Consider the following 20,152-nt stretch of genomic DNA (forward strand, 5'->3'; position numbering starts at 1 on the left):
CGAAGACAATATCAAGGCGCCGCCACCCGCTCCACCTCCCATGCCCGCGGCTTCTTAACCGCCCAAGGCTGATACCCCCTGATATCCGCCCGATAAGCCCCAATATCCAACCCGTTATACAAAGGAATACTAGGCACATCCGCCAGGAACAGCTTATGCAGCTGGTCAAACGAAGCCTGCCGCTTCGCATGATCCGTATCCGACGCCGCCGCCTCGATCAGCTTCTGCGCCTCCGGGTTGTCCCAAACCTTGCGCGGCTGCTTCGCCTTATCCCCCGTCACCATCTCGTAATTCAGCGCCGCATCCAGCCGCGCAGAATAAGGGAAGGTCATCATCTGGTAAGTGCCCGCGTTATAGCGGTCCAGCTGTGTCGCCCACTCCACCACCGACAACTGCGCATTGATGCCAACCGCCTGCAGCATCGCCTGAATGATGACCGCGGAGTTATACGACTGCGGATAGCGCTTGGTCGTCAGGATCGCAAGTTCCTGCCCCTTGTATCCGGCTTCCTTCAGCAGCTTCTGCGACTGGGCCGGATCGTAATTCCAGCCCTGCTTCTGCGCCGCGTCGTAGTAGGGCGACACCAGCGGCACAATCGAATTGTTCGGCTGCGCCAGGCCTTCCGTCACCGCCGCCGCCAACTGCTGGTAATCGATCGCGTGGGCCAACGCCTGGCGCATCTTGGGATTGGCCAGCACCGGATCCTTGGTCTGCATCAGCAGCGCCGTCATGCTCATCACCGGCGCATGCGCCACCTTGACGTTCGGCGTGCCTTGCAACACCGGCACGTCGCTATTGGACACGTCCTCGATGATGTCGATATTGCCCCGCTGCAAGGCCGCCTTGGCGGTGGAATCGTCCGGCACGATCAGGAAGCGTACCTCGTCCACCAGCGGCCGCTTCGATCCCGTGTAGCCGTCGCGCTTGCCGTCCAGGTTTGAATAGCCCGCGAACTTGGTCAGGCGTATGTACTCGCCGCGCTTCCATTCCGCCAGCTCGAACGGACCGGTGCCGATGGGCTTGTCCCAAGCGCCGTCCGCGCGCACCGAATCCTTGGACAGGATGCCGGTGCCGCCGCAGTCGGCGCGCGCCAGCGTCGCCAGGAACAGGCTGCTGGGCTTTTCGATGTGGTAGACCACCGTCTGCGCGTCCGGCGCTTCCACGCCCGTGACCTTGACCGTGCCACGTCCGTCGAATTCGCTGGCGCAGCGCCAGCCCGAATTGGCCGCGGTGTAGTGCTGCCAGGTCCACAGCACGTCGGCCGAGGTCATGGGCTTGCCGTTATGGAACTTGATGCCTTCGCGCAGCTTGAAGGTATAGGTCTTGCCGTCCGGGCTGATGTCCACCGACTTGGCCAGCAGCGGGCGGACCTCGGCGTCCTCGCCATAGGCCACCAGGCCCTCGACGATGTGCAGCACCACCGCGTCGCTATTGCTGTCGCGGTTGACGCCGGGTTCGGTGGAGCGGATGTCGGCCGTGAGCGAGATGCGCAGCGGCGGGGCGGATTGCGCCCAGGCCGCGCCGGCCACGGCGCCCAGCGCCAGCGCAACCGCGGCGCTCAATAGATTTTTATTCATCGATACGTCTTCCTGGGGTTGCGCGGGCGCGCCGCGTCAGGCGGCAGCCAGCAGTTCGGGTTCGGCGCTCAGGCTGTAGCGGGTGAAGCTGCGGTTCAGCGCCGGCAGCGGCGCGACTTCCATCAGGCCGGCCTCGGGCTCCATGATCACCATCGCCACCGTGGCCGACAGGTTGTCGTGGCTGCCGGGGCGCGGCGGACGGCAGACGGAATAGGGTGCGCCGAAGTCGTCGAACAGCGCGCGCTTCAAGTCTTCGCGCGTCAGCTTGGACTGCTCGTTCAGCAGCCGGCGCACGCGCCAGTCGCGATAGGCGCTTTCCGGCGTGCTGGCGCGGCCGGTGTCGCGCAGCTTGGTCAGGGCCACGTCGCTGACCCAGTGGTTGGCGTGGACGATCAGATCGTCGCTACCCGGGTAGATGGGGAAGGCTTCGTCGGTGGTGCATTCATAGTCCACGCCGAAGCCCGCGGCCATGCCGATCATGATGTTGTTGGAGCAGGACTTGGGCGTGGTCGCCACGGCCTTGATCGCCAGCGCGAAGTGTTCCTGTTCCAGCACCTTGCGGCGGATCAGCGACAGCGGCACGCCCAGCTGGCGGAAGTCGCGGTCGGATTCCAGGTAGTTGGCGGTGATTGATACGCCGGCGCTGTTCAGGCCGCTGCGCGCCAGGCCGCCGGCTTCGACGAAGGTCAGGATGTCGGGGCCGTTGTCGTTCCGCACGCGAAGCACGATGGCGGTCTCGGCGCATTCCGCGCGCCAGTCCCAGTTCTGCCCATGGATCAGGCGGCCATTGGCCGAACGCGTCGGCAGGATCAGCGCGCCGGTGCAGCCGTCGCCCGGCTCCAGTTCGGCGGCCTTCTTCTTTTCGGCGCGGGCCTTGGCGATGACTTCCGTGCGCGCGTTCACCATCACGATGTCTTCGAAAGGCACGTCGGCGCCTGCCGCAATGCCGCGCATTTCTTCCAGGTAATGCGGCGCGAAGTTCTCGATCTCGCGGGCGAAGCCGTTGATCAGCTGGGTGCGCGCCATGGCGTCATAGCCCAGGTCGACCAGGGTCTGGCCGTACATCTTGGCGCTCTTGCGCACGCGATCAGCGGCTTGCTGGCCGTAGGAGCGGCCGCGGGCCTCGGGCGCGCCCGAAACCGATACGAAGGGAAATTGGGTGATCTGGGTCATGGACATAGGGCGGCGCGCCGCGCCGCAATCTGGGGTGGGAATTGGATGGCGAAAAAATGTTAGCTTATTTTGGCGCCAATATTGCTCAGGGTTTACCAGTGCAAGGACGCCATGGGCGTCCTGCGTTCAGCGCGTATGGGGGGAGGCGGCGGCCAGGTCGGCGCAGGTCTTGAAGTTTGCGCCCGCGGCGCGGAAGCGCTCCAGCAGTTGCTCGACTTTCAGCAGCCTTGCCGCGCGGCCGACGCCGTTGTCGGCGCGCGGATGCAGGGTCAGGCAGGCATAGCCTTCGGCCGCAAGCAGCGCGTCGCCCTGTTCCACCCAGTGCGCGTAGGCCCGGTCCTGCGTCACGCGGCGGCTGAAATGGGTGGCGTCGCACAGGCCTTCGCTCCAGGGCAGCTCCACCATGCCGGGCCCGCCGTCCGCGTCCAGCATGTAGGGGGCGTCGTCGTCGATCGCGCTGCTGTCGTAGCGGTAGCCGAGCTGGTGCAAGAGCGGCACGGTGTTGGCGGTGAACCCGCTGGCGTAGCGGAAGCCTTGCGGCGCCGAGCCGGTCAGTGCGGCCAGCCGGTCTCGGGCCCGTTCCAGCACTTCGCCTTCGCGTTCGCCCAGCGCCGGCAGGTCTTCGTAGGCATTGCCCTGCGAGGCCGCTTCGTGGCCGTCGCGCAGGCTTTGCTCCAGCAGGCCGCGGCAGCGCTCGGCTTCGAACACCGGCCAGAACAGCGTGGCGCGGATGCCCTGGCGGCGCAACATGTCCAGCACGCGCGCCAGGCCGCCGCCATAGGTGTAGCGGCCATGCGCATCGCGGCCGTGCAGCGAGGCTTCGGGCTGGGTCGCGGCTTCGGGGCCGATGCCCTGCACGTTGATGGTGACCAGCAAGGTTTTGTCGGCGCTCATGCGCTTCTCCAGGCGTCGGGGCGGGCAAGGCAGTGGCGCGCCAACGCTTCCAGCGTCATGACGTGCACATCGGGTTGGGCGGCCAGATAGGCCAGGAACCGGTCCAGCGCCGCGGCGCGGGCCGGGGTGCCCGAACCGCCGGCGGCCTTGGGATGCACGGTCAGGTGCACATAACCTTCGGCCTGACGCAGCGCCTCGAACTCCTGCACCCAGTTGTCGTAGGCTTCCGCCGCGAGGCTGTGGCCCGAGAAATAAAAGGGGTAGTCGTCCAGCGACACCGTGTTGTTGGGCAGCATGATGAAGTCCGCCGCGTCCGCCGGCAGGTAGGGGCGGTCCTGGTCCTTCTCGCTGGCGTCGTAGCAATAGCCCAGCCGCCGCAGCGCGGGCAGGGTGCGGTGGCTTTTGCGGCCCGAGGGCGAGCACCAGCCCACCGGCGTCACGCCCAGCTCGCGCTGGATGATGCGGTGGGTCTGCTCCAGCAGCGCGGGCTCGTCCTCGCCCAGGTCCCAGGCTTCATGCAGATAGCCATGCGCGGCGATCTCGTGGCCTGCTTGCAGGATGGCGTGGAAGGTGGTCGGGTAGCGCTCGACGTCGTAGCCGCAGGCGAAGAAGGTGGCGGGCATGCCATGGCGCGCCAGGATCTCCAGGTGCCGCGGCACGCCGCGGCGGATGGCATAGCGGCCGGCGGTGTGGGGACCGGCCGGGAACTGCTTGCGGCCGACCTCGACGGCCGGGCCGTCCACGTGGACGGTGACGCACACCACCGCGCGCACCGGTACTGCGCCCGCGGCGCGCAGGCCCTGCGCGCGCAGCTCGCGGTCCAGCGGTAGCCAGGGATTGGAGCGGGCGTCCAGCGGGACGCCATAAGGTATGCGTTGCATCAGGTGGCCTTGATGTTGGCGGTCTTGATCAGCGTGCGCCATTTCTCGCTTTCGGTGGCGACGAAGCGGCTCAATTCCTGCGGCGTGCTGCCGTGCAGTTCCAGTCCGTTCTGCGTCAGTTGCTCCATGGCGGGCTGCTTGAGCGCGCTTTGCACGGCGCCGTTCAGCGTCTGGATGATGGCGGCGGACGTGCCCGCGGGCGCGAACACGCCGTTCCAGCCTATGGCCTGATAGCCGGGAAAGCCCGACTCCGCCACGGTGGGCACGTCGGGCAGGGCCTGCGCGCGCTGCGCCGAGGTCACCGCCAGCGGCCGTGATTTACCGCCCCGGATGAATTGCTGCTGGTTGATCACCACGTCCATCAGGATGGGGAACTGCCCACCCAGGAAGTCGTTGACGGCTGCCGCCGCGCCCTTGTACGGCACGCCGGGCAGGTCCAGTCCGGCGGTGGCCTTGAGCAATTCCATGGCCAGATGCGCGGAGCTGCCGTTCTGCGTGATGCCATAGAAATACTTGCCCGGATTGGCTTTGATCAGGGCGACCAGCTCTTGCAGCGAGCGCGCAGGAAACGACGGATGTACCACCAGCACGTTGTTGTAGTAGCAGACCATGGACACTGGTTCGAAGTCCTTGACCGGGTCGTAGCCGATGTTCTCGTACAAGCTCTGGTTCACCGTATGGGTGCCAGTGGATCCCAGTGCGATGGTGTAGCCGTCGGGCGCCGAACGCGCGGCCTGCTGCGTGCCGATGTTGCCGGCCGCTCCGCCCTTGTTGATGACGACCACGCTTTGCTTGAGCGCCACGCCTATGCCCTGGGCCAGCGGGCGGGCCACCAGGTCGGTGCCGCCGCCGGCCGGGAAGGGCACGATGAACTGGAGGGCGCGTTCGGCCGGATAGCCGGCCGCCCAGGCGCGGCCGGGCCGGGCCAATGCCGCGCTGGCCAAGGTCGCGGCCGAAGCCCCCAGGAAATGCCGGCGGCTGATGCCGCCCTTGGTGCCGCAAGACTGCTTCATGGATATTCCCCTTGTGTTTTCCGCAGGCGCAGAAGCGTGCTGGTGCCGTCCTGTGCCTTGCTTGAATATCATTATTCGATAAAAAATAATTCAATCCAATTAGTTTTTATCTATAAATGATAAAAAATGGAAAAACGATAGTTTGGGCCTTGTTCGACTGCTGGCACCAATAGGCATCGCCAATGACACAGGCGCAGACCGCGTACCCCTGTGATACGCTGCGCCCGATCCCGCGTTGTTCCCTGCCCACCCGCCATGTCCACCCTGAAGCGAGCCCTAGCGATACTTGACCTCTTCAGCCTCGAAACCCCGGTGCTGTCGGCGGAAGAGATCATTTCGCGCCTGTCGTATTCGGCGCCCACGGGCTACCGCTACATCCGCGACCTGACGGACCTGGGCTATCTGCTGCGCGTGACCGGCGAGGGCTACAAGCTGGGGCCGCGCATCATCGAACTGGACCACCTCATCATCGACGGCGATCCGGTGCTGGGAGTGGCGCGGCCGATCATGCGCGAGGTGGTGGACCAGGTAGGCGGCGACGTGCTGCTCAGCGTGATCCATGGCCTGCGCATCCTCAACATCCATCACGAGCGCGGGCCGGACGAACTGGGCATTCCGCACGGCCGCGGCCGCGCCCATCCGCTGTTTCGCGGCGCCACGGCCAAGACCATCGTGGCATTCCTGCCGCGCAAGGACCAGCGCCGCTTGTACGAAGCGCATGCGGACGAGATCCGCCAGCTGGGCCTGGGGGAAACGCAGGCCGAGTTCACCGGCAAGCTGGATCAGATCCGGGTGCAGGGTTTTTATCTGGGAGTCGGCGAGATCTCGCCGGAGCGGGCGGGCATCGCGGTGCCGGTGTTCCAGGAAGACCGCCGCGTATTCGGCGCGCTGACCGTCACCTTCCTGGCGGCCCGGCTCAACACCATTGCGCAGGACAAGACCACGGCCTTGCTGCAGTCGGCCGCCCGCCGCATCGAGTCGCTGGCGCTGGCCACGCGCATGAAGGAACAAGCCCCCGCGCCGTGAGCGCGAGGGCTTGCGTGCCGGTCTGCCGCGGTCAGGACGGCATGCCGCCCGATTCAGGCTACTGCTGCGCGGCGCGCGTGGGCGACCCCATGGCCTGGAACAGCGCGGCCGTTTCGGTCAGGCGCGCATTGGCGTACTCGATCTCGCGCAGGCGGGCCGCCACGTAATGCTGCTCGGCGGCATATTCGGTGTAAGGCGCCAGCGCGCCCAGGCGCACGCGGCTGGCGGTGTTGCGGTAGGACTGCTCCGCGGCGCGGCGCGAGGCTTCGGCCGAGGCCAGCGCCTGCCCGTCGGCGTCCAGCCGCGACAGCGTGTCGGCCACGTCGCGGAAGGCCGTCAGCACGGTTTGCTTGTATTGCAGCAGTGCGGCCTCGTAGCGTTCCTTGGCCGCGCTGCGCTCGGCCAGCAGTGCGCCGCCATGGAAGATGGGTTGTGTGAGCGAGGCGCCGATCGCCCAGATGGCGCCGGCGCCCGACATCGCCGCCGGCCAGTTGAAGCCGCTCTTGCCCATGGACGCCGACAAGGACAAGCTGGGGAACAGCTGCGCGGTGGCCACGCCCACGTCGGCCGCGGCCGCCTGCACCACCGCATCGGCGAACAGGATGTCCGGGCGCGCCGCCAGCAGTTCGGACGGCACTACCACCGGCACCTGTTGCGGCACGGCCAGCATGCCGAAAGCCAGGTCGGGCGGAGCCTGGTCGGGATTGCGGCCCAGCAGCACCGCCAACGCATGGCGCGTGGCATGCCAGCTTGCGCGCAGGCCGGGCAGGGACGCTTCCAGCGTGGCGGCGTCCTGGTCCGCGTCCAGCGCATCGTTCTGCGAGGCCGAACCCAGTTCATAGCGACGCTGCGTATCGCGCGCCACCTGCCGCGCCAGCACCACCTGTTTTTCGGTCAGCGCCACGCGTTCCGCCAGCGCCGCCGCGGTGATGGCGCCGGTGACGATATTGCTGGCGAGCGAACGTCGGGCCGACTCCAGCTGGAAAGCCTGCTGTTCGACTTGGGCCGCCAGCGAGGCGTTGGCGAAGCGCGCCGCGCCGAACAGGTCCAGGTCGTATTTGGCGTGGACCTGGCCGGTGAAGACGTTGTATTGGGCGGTCGGCTCAGGCAGGTTCGGCATGGTCAGCGCGCGCCGCCGGGAGACGTCGGCGCCCGCGTCGACCGAGGGCAGCAAAGACGAATTCACCTGGCCGCGCAATTGCTCGCGCGCGCCGGCCAGATTGCGTTCGGCGGCGGCCAGGTCCGGGCTGTTGGCCAAACCTTCGGCCACCAACGCGTTCAGCGCTTCGGAGCCGTAGCGCTTCCACCATTCCGGCACGGGCCGCGCGCCTTGTTCGAAGCGCTGCGCCACGCCCTGGGCGGTAGCGCCCGCGGCGGGCGTGGCTTCGACGCCGTACTGCGCCGGTTGCGCAATGGCGGGCGGCTTGTTGCTGGGGGCGAAGGCGCAGGCGCCCAGCGCCAGCGTCAAGGGCAGGGCTGCCAGGCGTAAGGAAAGTCTGCTCATTGTCATGCTCCCCGTTCCACCGTGTCGCCGGCGTGGGCGCCGGGTGGCACGCCTTCGGGCTCGTCGCGTTCGTCGTGGCGCACGCGGAACCACGCCGCGTACAAGGCCGGCAGGAAGAACAGCGTCAGCACGGTGGCGATGGTGATGCCGCCCATCAGGGCGGTAGCCATGGGGCCGAAGAAATTGCTGCGCAATAGCGGGATCAGCGCCAGCACGGCGGCCGCGGCCGTCAGCGTGATGGGCCGGAAGCGCCGCACGGTGGCGCCGACGATGGCGTCCACGCGTTTGTGGCCGGCGCCGATGTCCTGCTCGATCTGGTCCACCAGGATCACCGAGTTGCGCATGATGATGCCGAACATCGCAATCACGCCCAGCATGGCCACGAAGCCGAACGGCTTGCCGAACAGCAGCAGCGCCGCGACCACGCCTATCAGTCCCAGCGGCGCGGTCAGCACCACCATCAGCACGCGGGCGAAGCTTTGCAGCTGCAGCATCAGCAGGGTCAGCACGGCCACCGCCATCAGCGGCATCTGCGCGTTGATGGAAGACTGGCCCTTGGCGCTTTCCTCTACCGGGCCGCCTACCTCGATGCGGTAGCCGACAGGCAATTCGGCGCGCAGGGCCTTGAGCTTGGCGTCGATGGCGTGGGTGACGTCTATGCCTTGCGCGCCGGCGTTGACGTCCGCCTGCACCGTGATGGTGGGCTGGCGGTCGCGTTCCCAGATGACCCCGTACTCCAGGCCGTAACGCACGTGGCCCAGGCTGCCCAGCGGCACCGCGCCGTTGGGCGTGGGCATGGCCAGGGTGGCCAGGCGCGCGGGATCGATCCGTTCTTCCTGCGGCGCGCGCAGGCTGACGGTGATGAGCTTGTCGCGTTCGCGGTACTGCGTGACCGCGTAGCCCGACAAGGTCATGGCCAGGAAGTCCGAAATGTCGTTGGAACTGACGCCCAGTTCGCGTGCCTTCTGCTGGTCGATCTCGAAGCGCACCGAACGTTCGGACGGCTCGTCCCAGTCGAACTGCACATTGGTCGAACGCGGATCGGCGCGGACCTCGGCGGCCACTTTCTCGGCCACCGCGCGCACCTCGGCAATCTTGTCGCCGCTGACGCGGAACTGCACCTGGAAGCCCACCGGCGGGCCGTTTTCCAGGCGCGACAATCGGCTGCGGATGGCCGGGAACTGCTCGCGCAGCACGGGCTGCAGCCACCGGGCCAGCTTTTCGCGGTCCTCGACGGAATGCGTGGTGATGACCAGCTGGGCGAAGTTCGGGGTGGCGAGCTGCTGGTCCAGCGGCAGGTAGAAGCGCGGCGCGCCGGTGCCGACGAAGCTGACCGAGTGGTCGATTTCGGGACGGCCTTCCAGCGCCTTTTCCAAACGTTCGACCTGGCGCAGCGTGGAGGCGAACGATGCGCCTTCCTGCAGGCGCACGTCCACCAGCAGTTCGCTGCGGTCGGAGCTGGGGAAGAATTGCTGCGGCACGAAGCGGAAGCAGGCCATGGCCACCACGAACACCAGCACCGTGCCGCCCAACACCAGATAGCGGCGGTCCACGCACCAGCCCACCCAGCCGCGCAGGCGCTGGTAGAAGCGGGTGTCGTAGATGTCGTGCTCATGGTCGTCGGGCAGATGGGCTTCGCGTTTGCGTTCCGGCAGCATGCGGTAGCCCAGCAGCGGAATCAGCACCACGGCGGCGAACCAGGAGGTGATCAGCGCGATGGCGGACACCTGGAAGATGGAACGCGTGTATTCGCCCGTGCTGGACTTGGCCAGCGCGATCGGCAGAAAGCCTGCCACCGTGACCAGGGTGCCGGTCAGCATGGGGAAAGCGGTACTGGTGTAGGCAAACGCCGCCGCGCGCGCCCGGCTCCAGCCCTGTTCCAGCTTCACGGCCATCATCTCGACCGCGATGATGGCGTCGTCCACCAGCAGGCCCAGCGCCAGCACCAGGGTGCCCAGCGAGACCTTGTGCAGGCCGATGCCGAACATGTCCATGAATAGCGCGGTGACCGCCAGCACCACCGGGATAGAGATGACCACCACCATGCCGGTGCGGAAACCGAGAGACACCAGGCTGACGGCCAGCACGATGGCGACGGCCTCGGCCACCGAGCGCAGGAAGTCGTCGACCGAGTGCGACACTGCCTTGGGCATGCTGGAGACTTCCTGCAGCGTCAGGCCGGCTGGCAACTGGGCCTTGAGCTCATCGAACTTGGCGCCCAAGGCGCGGCCCAGGTGCACCACGTCGCGCCCGGGCTGCATGGTGATGCCTATGCCCAGCACAGGGCCACCGCCCAGCCGCATCTGTTCGATCACCGGATCTTCGTAGCCACGGCGGATGGTGGCGATGTCGCCCAGCCGGATCGATTTGCCGTTGACCCGGATCAGCGTGTCCGCCAGGGCCCGGCTGTTGGCGTACTGGCCACTGGGCCGCACGAAGATGCGGTCGTCGGCGGTGGTCAGCGTGCCGGCGCCGGCCACGGCGTTCTGGCTGTTGATGGCCTGGGCGATCTGCTGGGGCGACACGCCCAGCCGCGTCAGCTGGGTGTTGGAGATTTCTACATAGATGTGCTCGGGCTGGTCGCCGAAGTAGTCCACCTTGGCCACGCCTGGCACGCGCAGCAGCACGGTGCGCAGCCTGTCGGCGTAGTCGTGCAGCTGGGCCGGCGAAAAGCCGTCGCCCTGCAGCGTGTAGATGTTGGTGTAGACGTCGCCGAACTCGTCGTTGAAGAAGGGACCCTGTACGCCGGGGGGCAGCGTGGCCGAGATGTCGCCGACCTTCTTGCGCACCTGGTACCACTGTTCGGCCACGGTGCTGGCGGGCGCGGAATCCTTCATGGTGTAGAAGATCAGCGATTCGCCGGGCCGCGAATAGCTGCGCATGAAGTCGGTGTTGGGGGCTTCCTGCAGCTTCTTGGCGATGCGGTCGGTGACCTGTTCCTGCACCTGCTGCGCGGTGGCGCCGGGCCAGAGGGTCTTGATGACCATGACGCGAAAGGTGAAGGGCGGATCTTCCGATTGCGCCAGCTTCGAGTACGACAGCACGCCGAACAGCGTGATCAGCGTGATGATGAAGATGACCAGGGGCTGGTGCCGCAACGCCCAGGCGGACAGGTTGAAGCGGCCTTCCTCGTGGCGCTGCGCCTGGGTCGGAGCGTCGTGTTGCGGGCCGTTCATGAGGCGAAATCCTCGGGATGCAGCGGCGGCACGGCGCGGACTTTCTCGCCGGCGGCCACGGTGTGCACGCCTTGCCACACCACGCGTTCGCCCGCCTGCAATCCCTTGGACAGGGTGACGGTGCGGGCGTCATAGCGCAGCACTTCGACGCGGCGCAGTTCCAGGGTGTCCGCGTCCGGCTTGACGATCCATACCGCGGGCGCGGGGCCGTCATGGAACAGCGCGGTGGCCGGCACGGTGTAGGTCGTCAGGCTTTCGGCTGCGCGGTTGTCGAAGCTGATGTTGGCCGTCATGCCCAGGCGCACATCCGCGCCCGGCGCCTCCAGCGTGAGCTTGGCGCGATAGGTGCGGCTTTGCGGATCCGCGGCCGGCGCGATCTCGCGCAGCACGGCGGCAAACGTCTGGCCGGGCAGGGGGCCGAGCGTGACGCTGGCGCGCTGGCCGATGGCCAGGCCCGCCAGCACGCTTTCCGGCACGTCGCAGATGGCGTCGATATCGCCCGACCAGGCCAGGTTGTAGACCGGATCGCCCGCGGCCACGTTCTGCCCGGTGTCCGCCTGCTCCGCGGTGATGACGCCGGCATGGTCGGCCTGCAGCGTGGTGTATTTGAGCTGGTCGGCCGCCAGCGCGGCCTGCTGCTGCGCCTGGTCGCGTTGCGCCAGCGCGGCGGCGTAGGCGTTGCGGGTTTGCTCCAGCTGAGTCGCGGCGATCAGGTTTTCGCGCGCCTGGGCGCGGTCGCGGTCCAGCTGCTGGCGGGCGTAGTCCAGCTGGTGCTGGGCCGCCGTCAACTGCGCGCGAGCGCTGGCCGCGTTCTTGGCGGCGTCGGCCGGATCCAGTTTGGCGACGATCTGTCCGGGGGTGACGGCATCGCCCAGTCGGACCTGGCGCTCGATGATCTTGCCGCCCACGCGGAACGACAGCGGCGTGCTGTAGCGCGCCTGCACTTCGCCCGGCAGGGTCCAGGCCGGCAGGCGCTCATCCGCCTGGGCGGGCATGGCGACCACGGGACGCGGCGCGGCCGGCGGCGCTTCGTTGCGGCCGCAGGCGGCGAGCAGCAAGGCAATGGCCGCGGCGGCCGGCAGCGACAGCAGGCGCGGCCATTGGCGGGAGCGGGGGGGAGGCGGCGCCGCGTCGGCGGCAAGGTTGTGCGCGGCAGGGCGCGCGCAAGGGCCAGGGCAATTCACGTAACACCTCGCGGCGCTGAAAGTGGCGGAAACGGGCCGGATCCGGCCCCGTACGGCCTGGATTCTAATACAGGTATGAATTCGGATTCAATGGTGAATCTGAAATGCCGGCCAGTGCTAAACTCGCGCCATGTCAAAAGTCCGCCTTACGCGAGAGCAAAGCCGTGATCAGACGCGTCAGCGTCTGCTCGACGCTGCGCAATCGATCTTTGTAGCGAAAGGGTTTGTGGCGACCAGCGTGGAGGACATCGCCGAGCAGGCGGGCTACACGCGCGGGGCCTTCTATTCCAACTTCAGCAGCAAGTCCGAACTGTTCCTGCAGTTGCTCAGACGCGACCACGAAACCGTGATGAACGACATGCGCGCCATCTTCGAGGAAGGGGCCTCGCGCCCGCAGATGGAAGCGCGCGTGCTCGAGCACTATTCCACGCACTTTCATCAGAACGACTGTTTCCTGCTGTGGATGGAAGGCAAGCTGCAAGCGGTGCGCGATCCCGATTTCCGTGTGGGCTTCCTGGCGTGCATGCGGGAATTGCGCGCCGCCGTCACGGACTACGTGCGGCAGTTCTCGGCCCGGGTCGGCACGCCGCTGCGCATGCCGGCCGAACAGATGGCGCTGGGCCTGCTGGCCTTGTCGGACGGCATGCAGTTCAACTATGCCTTCGATCCGCAGGCCGTCACGCCGGAAATGACCGAGGCGGTGCTGGCCGGTTTCTTCCGCAGCGTGGTCTTCGGCGAACCCAAGCCCGAATAACGCGGCCCGCGCCTGGCCTCAGGCCAGCAGTTCCGAGATTTCGATGAGATTCAGATCCGGGTCGCGCAGGTAGACCGAGCGGATCTTGCCGGTGGCGCCGGTGCGCGGCACTGGCCCTTCGATGATGCGGGCGCCTGCGCGGTTCAGCTGGGCGATCACTTCCTCCAGGGGACGGTCGGCGATGAAGCACAGGTCCAGCGCGCCCGGCACGGGCAGGTGGGCCTTGGGTTCGAACTCGCGCCCGCGCACGTGCAGATTGATCTTCTGGTTGCCGAAGCGCAGCGCCTGGCGGCCCTCGCCAAAGGTCTCCAGGCGCATGCCCAGGATCCGGGTGTAGAAGTCCACCGTGGCGTCGGGGTCGGTGCAGGTCAGGACCAGATGGTCCAGGTGATCGATCATGGGATATCTCTCCTGAGGCCGGCCCGGCTTGAGGTTTCAGATTGTCAGACGGCCCGTGGCCGTGATAGTAATACCTGCGGCGCGGCCGGACTGAGGGGGGCCGCCGCCGGAATTTCCAACCCTTGGGCGAAAGGAGAGGCAGCATGACTTCAGAAACCCGACCATCCACCATCAATCGCCCAGTGTTTATCCCAGCGGCCGTGTTCACGCTGCTGCTGGTCGGATTCGCGATCCTGGCGCCCAAGGCGGCGCAAAGCCTGTTCGAGTCCGTGCAGGGCTGGATACTGGGCAATGCCAGCTGGTTCTACATCCTGGTCGTGGCCATCATCCTGCTTGCAGTGGTGTTCCTGGCGGTCAGCCGCTACGGCGACATCAAGCTGGGGCCCGACCACAGCGAGCCCGACTACCGCAATTTCACCTGGTTCGCGATGCTGTTCTCCGCGGGCATGGGGATCGGCCTGATGTTCTTCGGCGTGGCCGAGCCCGTGATGCACTTCATGGCGCCGCCGGTGGGCGAGGGCGGCAGCGTCGCCGCGGCCCGCGAAGCCATGAAGATCACATTCTTCCACTGGGGCCTGCATGCCTGGGCCATCTATGCGGTGGTGGCGCTGATCCTGGCCTTTTTCAGCTATCGCCATGGCTTGCCGCTGACCCTGCGTTCGGCGCTTTATCCCCTGATCGGCAATCGCATCCATGGCCCCATCGGGCATGCCGTGGACATCTTCGCCATCATCGGCACGGTGCTGGGCGTGGCCACATCGCTGGGCCTGGGCGTGGCGCAGATCAACAGCGGGCTCAACCACCTGTTCGGCGTTCCGGTGGGCGTGACGGCGCAGATCATCCTGATTGTGGTGACCTGCGGCCTGGCGACCCTGTCGGTGGCCAGCGGCCTGGATAAGGGCATCCGCATCCTGTCCGAGACCAACCTGGTGCTGGCGGCGGTGCTGCTGCTGTTTGTGCTGGTGGTCGGTCCCACAGTGTTCCTGTTCCAGACCTTTGTGCAGAACACCGGCGCCTATCTGTCGGACATCGTCAACAAGACCTTCAATCTCTACGCCTACGAACCCACCGACTGGATCGGCGGCTGGACGCTGTTCTACTGGGGCTGGTGGATCGCCTGGTCGCCCTTCGTGGGCCTGTTCATCGCGCGCATCTCGCGCGGCCGCACCATCCGCGAATTCGTCACCGGCGTGCTGCTGGTGCCGGCCGGTTTCACCCTGTTCTGGATGACCGTGTTCGGCGATACCGCCATCCACATGATCCTGGTCGACAAGGTGCAGGGCTTCGCGGAGGTGGTACAGGCCGATTCCTCACTGGCGCTGTTCGCGTTCCTGGAGCAATTGCCCTGGAGCGGGGTGCTGTCCATCGTTGCGATCGCGATGGTGGCCGTGTTCTTCGTCACCTCGGCCGACTCGGGCGCGCTGGTGGTGGACTTGCTGGCGTCCGGCGGCTCGGACCGCACGCCCGTGTGGCAGCGCATCTTCTGGTCGCTGCTGATGGGCGCGGTGGCGATCGCGCTGCTGCTGGCCGATGGGCTGACCGCGCTGCAGACCGCCACCATCGCCAGCGCCTTGCCGTTCTCGGTGATCCTGCTGCTATCCCTGTGGGGCTTGTTCAAGGCGCTGAAGCTGGACGCCACCAAGCGTGGCATCCGCTACCAGTCGCTGACGCTGTCGCGCCCCACGCGCGGCGGGCAGTCATGGGAGCGGCGCTTGCGCAACATGGTCATGATGCCGCGTCGCGCCCATGTGCAGCGCTTCATCGGCGACGTGGTGCGGCCCGCGCTGGAAGACGTGGCTGACGAGCTGCGCAAGCAGGGTTATGAAGTGGCTGTGCGCGAGCACGGCAACGACGAGGGCGTGATCATGGAAGTCTCGCATGGCGAGCACCTGGATTTTTCCTATGCGGTGCAGCCTGAAGCCTTCGTGCGTCCCAGCCTGACGCCGGAAGAAGCCGCCGACGAGGAGGAGCGCAAGTACTTCCGCGCTGAAGTGCATCTGCGCGAAGGCGGGCAGGACTACGACATCATGGGCTGGAGCCGCGACGCCGTCATCGGCGACATCCTGGACCAGTACGAGCGCCACCGCCACTACCTGCATATGGTGCGGACCTAGCGCCCTGCCCCGCAGATACGCCCGCACCTCCCGAAACCGCCAGCCTGCTGGCGGTTTTTTCATGCCCACACGCCGCGCAGGGGCTTGTACGCCATAGTCCGGCGCTATGCCAGTAATTGGATTAACCCTTTTGACGAAATGCCCGATATCGTGGATTATCCAAGAACATTCTTTGATAAATAGCGAGTCGATCATGAAGGCGAATTCAGGAGCGTGGGCCGTTGGGGCCGTGGCGCTGGCGGTGGCGCTGGCGGGCGGCGGGCTGTACTGGAAGTACGGCGGCGCACAGCAACAGGGCGGCTGGGCCATGGCGCCGGCCAAAGTCGCGGTGGCCACCGCCCGGCAGGCGGATTTCCCCGTGACCCTGAGCGGCATCGGTTCGCTGGAGGCGGCCCGCCAGGTGCAGGTGGCGGCTGAAGTGGACGGCCGGGTCGATCGGATCCTGTTCGCGTCGGGCGCGCAGGTCCAGGCCGGTCAGTTGCTGGTGCAGCTGAACGATGCCCCCGAGCAGGGCGAACTGGCCAGGCTGCAGGCCCAGGCGCGCAACGCGCGCGCCTTGCTGGAGCGCACCCGCCGCCTGCTGCCGCAGCAGGCCGCCACGCGTGAACAGCTGGACCAGGCACAGGCCGACTACGACCAGGCCGCGGGCGACATCAAGCGGGTACAGGCGCTGATTGAACAGAAGCGCGTCAAGGCGCCGTTTGACGGCGTGCTGGGCGTGCGCCGGGTGAACCTGGGGCAGTTCGCCCGCGCCGGCGATGCGCTGGTGTCGTTGACCGACGCCTCCGCCGTGTACGCCAACATCACCCTGCCCGAGCAGGCCATGGGCGCGCTGCGCGCGGGCCAGCCGGTGACCGTAACGGTGGATGCCCATGCCGGACGCGTCTTCGAAGGCAAAATCACCACGGTGGAGCCGCAGGTCGACGCGGGTTCGCGCACCGTGCGTGTGCAGGCGACCTTGCCCAACGCCGACGGCGCCCTGGCGGCCGGCATGTACGCCCAGGGCCAGATCGGTCTGCCTGCGCGCCCGGGCGTGATCACCGTGCCGGAAACCGCGGTCAGCTACAGCGCCTACGGCGATTCGGTCTATGTGGTGACGCCGCCCAAAGAGGGCGGACAGGCCGGCACGACGGTGCGGCAAGCCTATGTGAAGACGGCGGAACGCGTGCGCGGCCGCGTCGTCGTGACCGAAGGACTGCAGGCGGGCGAGCAGGTCGTGACTTCGGGCCAGCTGCGCCTGCATAACGGCGCGGCGGTCGAGGTCGGCGCCGAGGACACCGTGGCGCTGGACGCCGCGCAGCAAACCCTGGCGCAGGTCCGGTGAGAGCGCGGAGCAGAACATGAAATTCACCGATCTCTTCGTGCGCCGGCCTGTGCTGGCGCTGGTGGTCAGCACCCTGATCCTGCTGCTGGGCATCAAGGCCCTGAGCGGCCTGCCGGTGCGGCAGTATCCGCTGACCGAAAGCACTACCATCACCATCACCACCCAATACCCGGGCGCCTCGCCCGACCTGATGCAGGGCTTCGTCACCCAACCCATCGCGCAATCCGTGGCCACGGTGGAAGGCATCGACTACCTGTCGTCCTCGTCGACCCAGGGCCGCAGCGTGATCACGGTGCGGATGAAGCTGAACGCCGATTCCAACAAGGCCATGACCGAGGTGATGGCCAAGGTCAACGAGGTCAAGTACCGCTTGCCGCAGGACGTCTACGACCCGGTGCTGGTCAAGTCCGCCGGCGAGGCGACGGCCGTGGCTTATGTGGGCTTCTCCAGCAGCACTTTGTCCCTGGCCGCCTTGACTGACTATCTGTCGCGGGTGGTGCAGCCGCAGCTGTCGTCCATCGACGGCGTGGCCAGCGTGGAACTCTACGGCGGGCAGAAGCTCGCCATGCGGGTATGGCTGGACCCCAACCGGATGGCGGCGCGCGGCATTTCCGCGGGCGAGCTGGCCGACGCGCTGCGCGACAACAACGTGCAGGCGGCGCCGGGACAGGCCAAGGGCCTGTACGTGGTGTCCAACATCCAGGTCAACACGGACTTGGTCAACGTCGCGGAATTCCGCGACATGGTGGTCAAGCGCGAGGGCGACGCGATCGTGCGCCTGGGCGACGTGGCCACGGTCGAACTGGGCGCCGCGTCCACCGATTCCAGCGGCCTGATGGATGGCGAGCCGGCGGTGTATTTCGGGCTGAACGCCACGCCGGTGGGCAATCCGCTGGTGATCGTCAAGCGCCTGAACGAGCTGCTGCCTAACATCAAGCAGAACCTGCCGCCGGGCACCAGCGTGCAGGTGCCGTTCGAACTGGCCCGCTTCATCAGCGCGTCCATCGACGGCGTGGTGCAGACGCTGATCGAGGCCATCGCCATCGTGGTGGTGGTGATCTTCCTGTGCCTGGGCTCCCTGCGCGCCGTGCTGATCCCGGTGCTGACCATTCCCCTGTCCATGCTGGGCGGGGCGGCCATCATGGCGCTGTTCGGCTTCAGCGTGAACCTGCTGACCTTGCTGGCCATGGTGCTGGCCATCGGCCTGGTGGTGGACGACGCCATCGTCGTGGTCGAAAACGTGCATCGCCACATCGAAGAGGGCAAATCGCCGGTGCGCGCGGCCCTCATCGGCGCGCGCGAAGTGGCGGGGCCGGTGATCGCGATGACCATCACGCTGGCGGCGGTCTACGCGCCCATCGGCCTGATGGGCGGGCTTACCGGTTCGCTCTTCAAGGAATTCGCCTTCACCCTGGCGGGCTCCGTGGTGGTGTCGGGCGTCATTGCGCTGACCTTGTCGCCCGTGATGAGCTCGTTCCTGCTGAATAGCCGCGTGTCCGAAGGCTGGATGGCGCGTCGCGCCGAGCATTTCTTTGAAGGCCTGGGGAACGCCTATGGCCGCGTGCTTGACGTATCGCTGCATCATCGCTGGGTGACCGGCCTGATCGCCGTGGCGGTACTCGCCAGCCTGCCGTTCCTGTACAACGCCGCGCAAAGCGAGCTGGCGCCGGTCGAGGACCAATCCACCGTGCTGACCGCGATCAAGTCGCCGCAGCACGCCAATATCGACTATGTGGAGAAGTTTGGCCGCAAATGGGACGACGTGATGAAGACCCTGCCTGAACAGCAGGGGCGCTGGCTGATCAACGGTTCCGACGGCGTGTCCAACAGCATTGGCGGCGTGGACTTCGTGTCCTGGGAAAAGCGCCACCGTTCGGCCGACCAGATCCAGGCCGACATGCAGGCCATGGCGAACCAGGTCGAAGGCAGCAACATCTTCGCCTTCCAGCTGCCGTCCCTGCCCGGTTCCACCGGCGGGCTGCCGGTGCAGATGACGCTCATGAGCGCCTCGGACTATCCGGTGGTCTACGAGGCCATGGAAGGCCTGAAGAAGGCCGCGCGCGAAAGCGGCTTGTTCATGGTGGTCGACAGCGACCTGGACTACAACAATCCGGTGGTGCAGCTGAAGGTGGACCGCGCCAAGGCCAACAGCCTGGGCGTCACCATGAAGGCCATCGGCGATACGCTGGCCGTGCTGGTGGGCGAGAACTACGTGAACCGCTTCGGCATGGACGGTCGCTCCTATGACGTGATTCCGCAGAGCCTGCGCGAACAGCGCATCTCGCCCGAATCGCTGGCGCGCTACTACGTCAAGAGCGCCAGCGGCGCGCAGGTGCCGCTGTCCAACCTCGTGACCGTGTCCATGGGCGTGGAGCCCAACAAGCTGACCCAGTTCAACCAGCTCAATGCCGCCACCTTCCAGGCCATACCGATGCCGGGCGTCACCATGGGCGACGCGGTGCAATTCCTGACCGAGCAGGCCAAGTTCCTGCCCGCCGGCTTCAGCTACGACTGGCAGTCGGATGCGCGTCAGTACAGCCAGGAAGGTTCGGCGCTGATGATCACCTTCATCTTCGCCATCATCGTGATCTACCTGGTGCTGGCGGCGCAATACGAGAGCCTGCGCGATCCCTTCATCATCCTGGTGAGCGTGCCCATGTCGATCTGCGGCGCGCTGATCCCGCTGGCGCTGGGCATGGCCACCGTCAACATCTATACCCAGATCGGGCTGGTGACGCTGATCGGCCTGATCAGCAAGCACGGCATCCTGATGGTGGAGTTCGCCAACGAAATGCAGCTCAGCCACGGGCTGGACCGGCGCGCCGCCATGGAGCAGGCCGCCCGCATCCGGTTGCGCCCCATCCTGATGACGACCGCCGCCATGGTCATGGGTCTGATCCCGCTGCTGTTCGCCACCGGCGCTGGCGCGCACAGCCGCTACAGCCTGGGCCTGGTCATTGTGGTGGGCCTGCTGGTCGGCACGCTGTTCACGCTGTTCGTGTTGCCCACCGTCTACACCGTATTCGCCCGCGATCACCGCGCGGCGCACGATACGCCGCGCGCCCGCGAGCTGGCGCTGGCCCAGGCCGAGGACGCCGCAGCGCCCGGTGTCTCGGCCTAGCCCAAGGAAACC

General features: G+C 66.8%; 14 protein-coding genes. 5 read left to right on the top strand and 9 right to left on the bottom strand.

All coding sequences use genetic code 11. The features are described from left to right. Positions 1–11 precede the first annotated feature (11 nt). The 5 genes from AXYL_RS07095 to AXYL_RS07115 all read right to left on the bottom strand — a co-directional run bounded on the left by AXYL_RS07095 (position 12) and on the right by AXYL_RS07115 (position 5,538). A complete protein-coding gene (locus tag AXYL_RS07095) occupies positions 12–1,577 on the bottom strand; it encodes an ABC transporter substrate-binding protein (RefSeq protein ID WP_013392112.1) in 1,566 nt (521 codons plus the stop codon). A 36-nt stretch (positions 1,578–1,613) separates the two neighbouring features. Then, positions 1,614–2,750, bottom strand: a complete 1,137-nt coding sequence (locus AXYL_RS07100; protein ID WP_041655186.1) for a C45 family autoproteolytic acyltransferase/hydolase — start codon at positions 2,748–2,750, stop codon at positions 1,614–1,616. A gap of 126 nt (positions 2,751–2,876) precedes the next feature. After that, positions 2,877–3,644, bottom strand: a complete 768-nt coding sequence (locus AXYL_RS07105) for a polysaccharide deacetylase family protein (RefSeq protein ID WP_013392114.1) — start codon at positions 3,642–3,644, stop codon at positions 2,877–2,879. Then, entirely contained in the window at positions 3,641–4,525 is an 885-nt protein-coding gene (locus tag AXYL_RS07110) for a polysaccharide deacetylase family protein (RefSeq protein WP_013392115.1), read from the bottom strand. Before AXYL_RS07110 ends, AXYL_RS07105 begins: the two co-directional genes overlap by 4 nt. After that, positions 4,525–5,538 (bottom strand): Bug family tripartite tricarboxylate transporter substrate binding protein, encoded by a 1,014-nt coding sequence (locus tag AXYL_RS07115; protein ID WP_013392116.1) that lies wholly within the window; start codon positions 5,536–5,538, stop codon positions 4,525–4,527. Before AXYL_RS07115 ends, AXYL_RS07110 begins: the two co-directional genes overlap by 1 nt. A gap of 255 nt (positions 5,539–5,793) precedes the next feature. On the opposite strand from AXYL_RS07115, the gene AXYL_RS07120 reads away from it, so the two are divergent. Continuing rightward, complete coding sequence (locus AXYL_RS07120) at positions 5,794–6,564, top strand: IclR family transcriptional regulator (RefSeq protein WP_041652650.1); 771 nt, start codon at positions 5,794–5,796, stop codon at positions 6,562–6,564. A 58-nt stretch (positions 6,565–6,622) separates the two neighbouring features. On the opposite strand, the gene AXYL_RS07125 is transcribed toward AXYL_RS07120, so the two are convergent. From AXYL_RS07125 to AXYL_RS07135, 3 genes are read right to left on the bottom strand one after another with little or no spacing between them, the layout of a single operon-like run. Beyond that, positions 6,623–8,068: an efflux transporter outer membrane subunit gene (locus AXYL_RS07125; RefSeq protein ID WP_013392118.1), complete on the bottom strand. Its 1,446-nt coding sequence runs from the start codon at positions 8,066–8,068 to the stop codon at positions 6,623–6,625. A 2-nt stretch (positions 8,069–8,070) separates the two neighbouring features. Then, entirely contained in the window at positions 8,071–11,244 is a 3,174-nt protein-coding gene (locus tag AXYL_RS07130) for an efflux RND transporter permease subunit (protein ID WP_013392119.1), read from the bottom strand. Beyond that, positions 11,241–12,428, bottom strand: coding sequence for an efflux RND transporter periplasmic adaptor subunit (locus AXYL_RS07135; protein WP_013392120.1), 1,188 nt, complete (start codon positions 12,426–12,428; stop codon positions 11,241–11,243). The genes AXYL_RS07130 and AXYL_RS07135 overlap by 4 nt, the downstream gene beginning before the upstream one ends. Before the next feature lie 130 nt (positions 12,429–12,558). Here AXYL_RS07135 and AXYL_RS07140 point away from each other — a divergent pair, with 130 nt between their 5' ends. Next, positions 12,559–13,182, top strand: a complete 624-nt coding sequence (locus tag AXYL_RS07140) for a TetR/AcrR family transcriptional regulator (RefSeq protein WP_013392121.1) — start codon at positions 12,559–12,561, stop codon at positions 13,180–13,182. Between the two features lie 18 nt (positions 13,183–13,200). On the opposite strand, the gene AXYL_RS07145 is transcribed toward AXYL_RS07140, so the two are convergent. Beyond that, the gene (locus tag AXYL_RS07145) at positions 13,201–13,581 is read right to left on the bottom strand and encodes a VOC family protein (protein ID WP_013392122.1); all 381 of its coding nucleotides are present in this window, start codon (positions 13,579–13,581) and stop codon (positions 13,201–13,203) included. Positions 13,582–13,724: 143 nt separating this feature from the next. Here AXYL_RS07145 and AXYL_RS07150 point away from each other — a divergent pair, with 143 nt between their 5' ends. The 3 genes from AXYL_RS07150 to AXYL_RS07160 all read left to right on the top strand — a co-directional run bounded on the left by AXYL_RS07150 (position 13,725) and on the right by AXYL_RS07160 (position 20,140). Further along, complete coding sequence (locus AXYL_RS07150; RefSeq protein ID WP_013392123.1) at positions 13,725–15,695, top strand: BCCT family transporter; 1,971 nt, start codon at positions 13,725–13,727, stop codon at positions 15,693–15,695. A 193-nt stretch (positions 15,696–15,888) separates the two neighbouring features. Continuing rightward, on the top strand, positions 15,889–17,019 hold the full coding sequence (locus tag AXYL_RS07155) for an efflux RND transporter periplasmic adaptor subunit (protein ID WP_013392124.1): 1,131 nt from the start codon (positions 15,889–15,891) through the stop codon (positions 17,017–17,019). 16 nt (positions 17,020–17,035) lie between these two features. Beyond that, positions 17,036–20,140, top strand: a complete 3,105-nt coding sequence (locus AXYL_RS07160) for a MexW/MexI family multidrug efflux RND transporter permease subunit (protein ID WP_013392125.1) — start codon at positions 17,036–17,038, stop codon at positions 20,138–20,140. The last annotated feature ends 12 nt before the right edge of the window (positions 20,141–20,152 follow it).

It is taken from the genome of Achromobacter xylosoxidans A8, from assembly GCF_000165835.1.
Lineage (GTDB): Bacteria > Pseudomonadota > Gammaproteobacteria > Burkholderiales > Burkholderiaceae_B > Achromobacter > Achromobacter xylosoxidans_B.

Bases quoted from the DNA above. Each gene is read 5' to 3' on its own strand.
- AXYL_RS07150 (WP_013392123.1), top strand. From the start codon at position 13,725: ATGACTTCAGAAACCCGACCATCCACCATCAATCGCCCAGTGTTTATC.
- AXYL_RS07160 (WP_013392125.1), top strand. From the start codon at position 17,036: ATGAAATTCACCGATCTCTTCGTGCGCCGGCCTGTGCTGGCGCTGGTG.
- AXYL_RS07125 (WP_013392118.1), bottom strand. From the start codon at position 8,068: ATGAGCAGACTTTCCTTACGCCTGGCAGCCCTGCCCTTGACGCTGGCG.
- AXYL_RS07100 (WP_041655186.1), bottom strand. From the start codon at position 2,750: ATGACCCAGATCACCCAATTTCCCTTCGTATCGGTTTCGGGCGCGCCC.
- AXYL_RS07095 (WP_013392112.1), bottom strand. From the start codon at position 1,577: ATGAATAAAAATCTATTGAGCGCCGCGGTTGCGCTGGCGCTGGGCGCC.
- AXYL_RS07105 (WP_013392114.1), bottom strand. From the start codon at position 3,644: ATGAGCGCCGACAAAACCTTGCTGGTCACCATCAACGTGCAGGGCATC.
- AXYL_RS07140 (WP_013392121.1), top strand. From the start codon at position 12,559: ATGTCAAAAGTCCGCCTTACGCGAGAGCAAAGCCGTGATCAGACGCGT.
- AXYL_RS07110 (WP_013392115.1), bottom strand. From the start codon at position 4,525: ATGCAACGCATACCTTATGGCGTCCCGCTGGACGCCCGCTCCAATCCC.
- AXYL_RS07155 (WP_013392124.1), top strand. From the start codon at position 15,889: ATGAAGGCGAATTCAGGAGCGTGGGCCGTTGGGGCCGTGGCGCTGGCG.
- AXYL_RS07130 (WP_013392119.1), bottom strand. From the start codon at position 11,244: ATGAACGGCCCGCAACACGACGCTCCGACCCAGGCGCAGCGCCACGAG.
- AXYL_RS07145 (WP_013392122.1), bottom strand. From the start codon at position 13,581: ATGATCGATCACCTGGACCATCTGGTCCTGACCTGCACCGACCCCGAC.
- AXYL_RS07120 (WP_041652650.1), top strand. From the start codon at position 5,794: ATGTCCACCCTGAAGCGAGCCCTAGCGATACTTGACCTCTTCAGCCTC.
- AXYL_RS07115 (WP_013392116.1), bottom strand. From the start codon at position 5,538: ATGAAGCAGTCTTGCGGCACCAAGGGCGGCATCAGCCGCCGGCATTTC.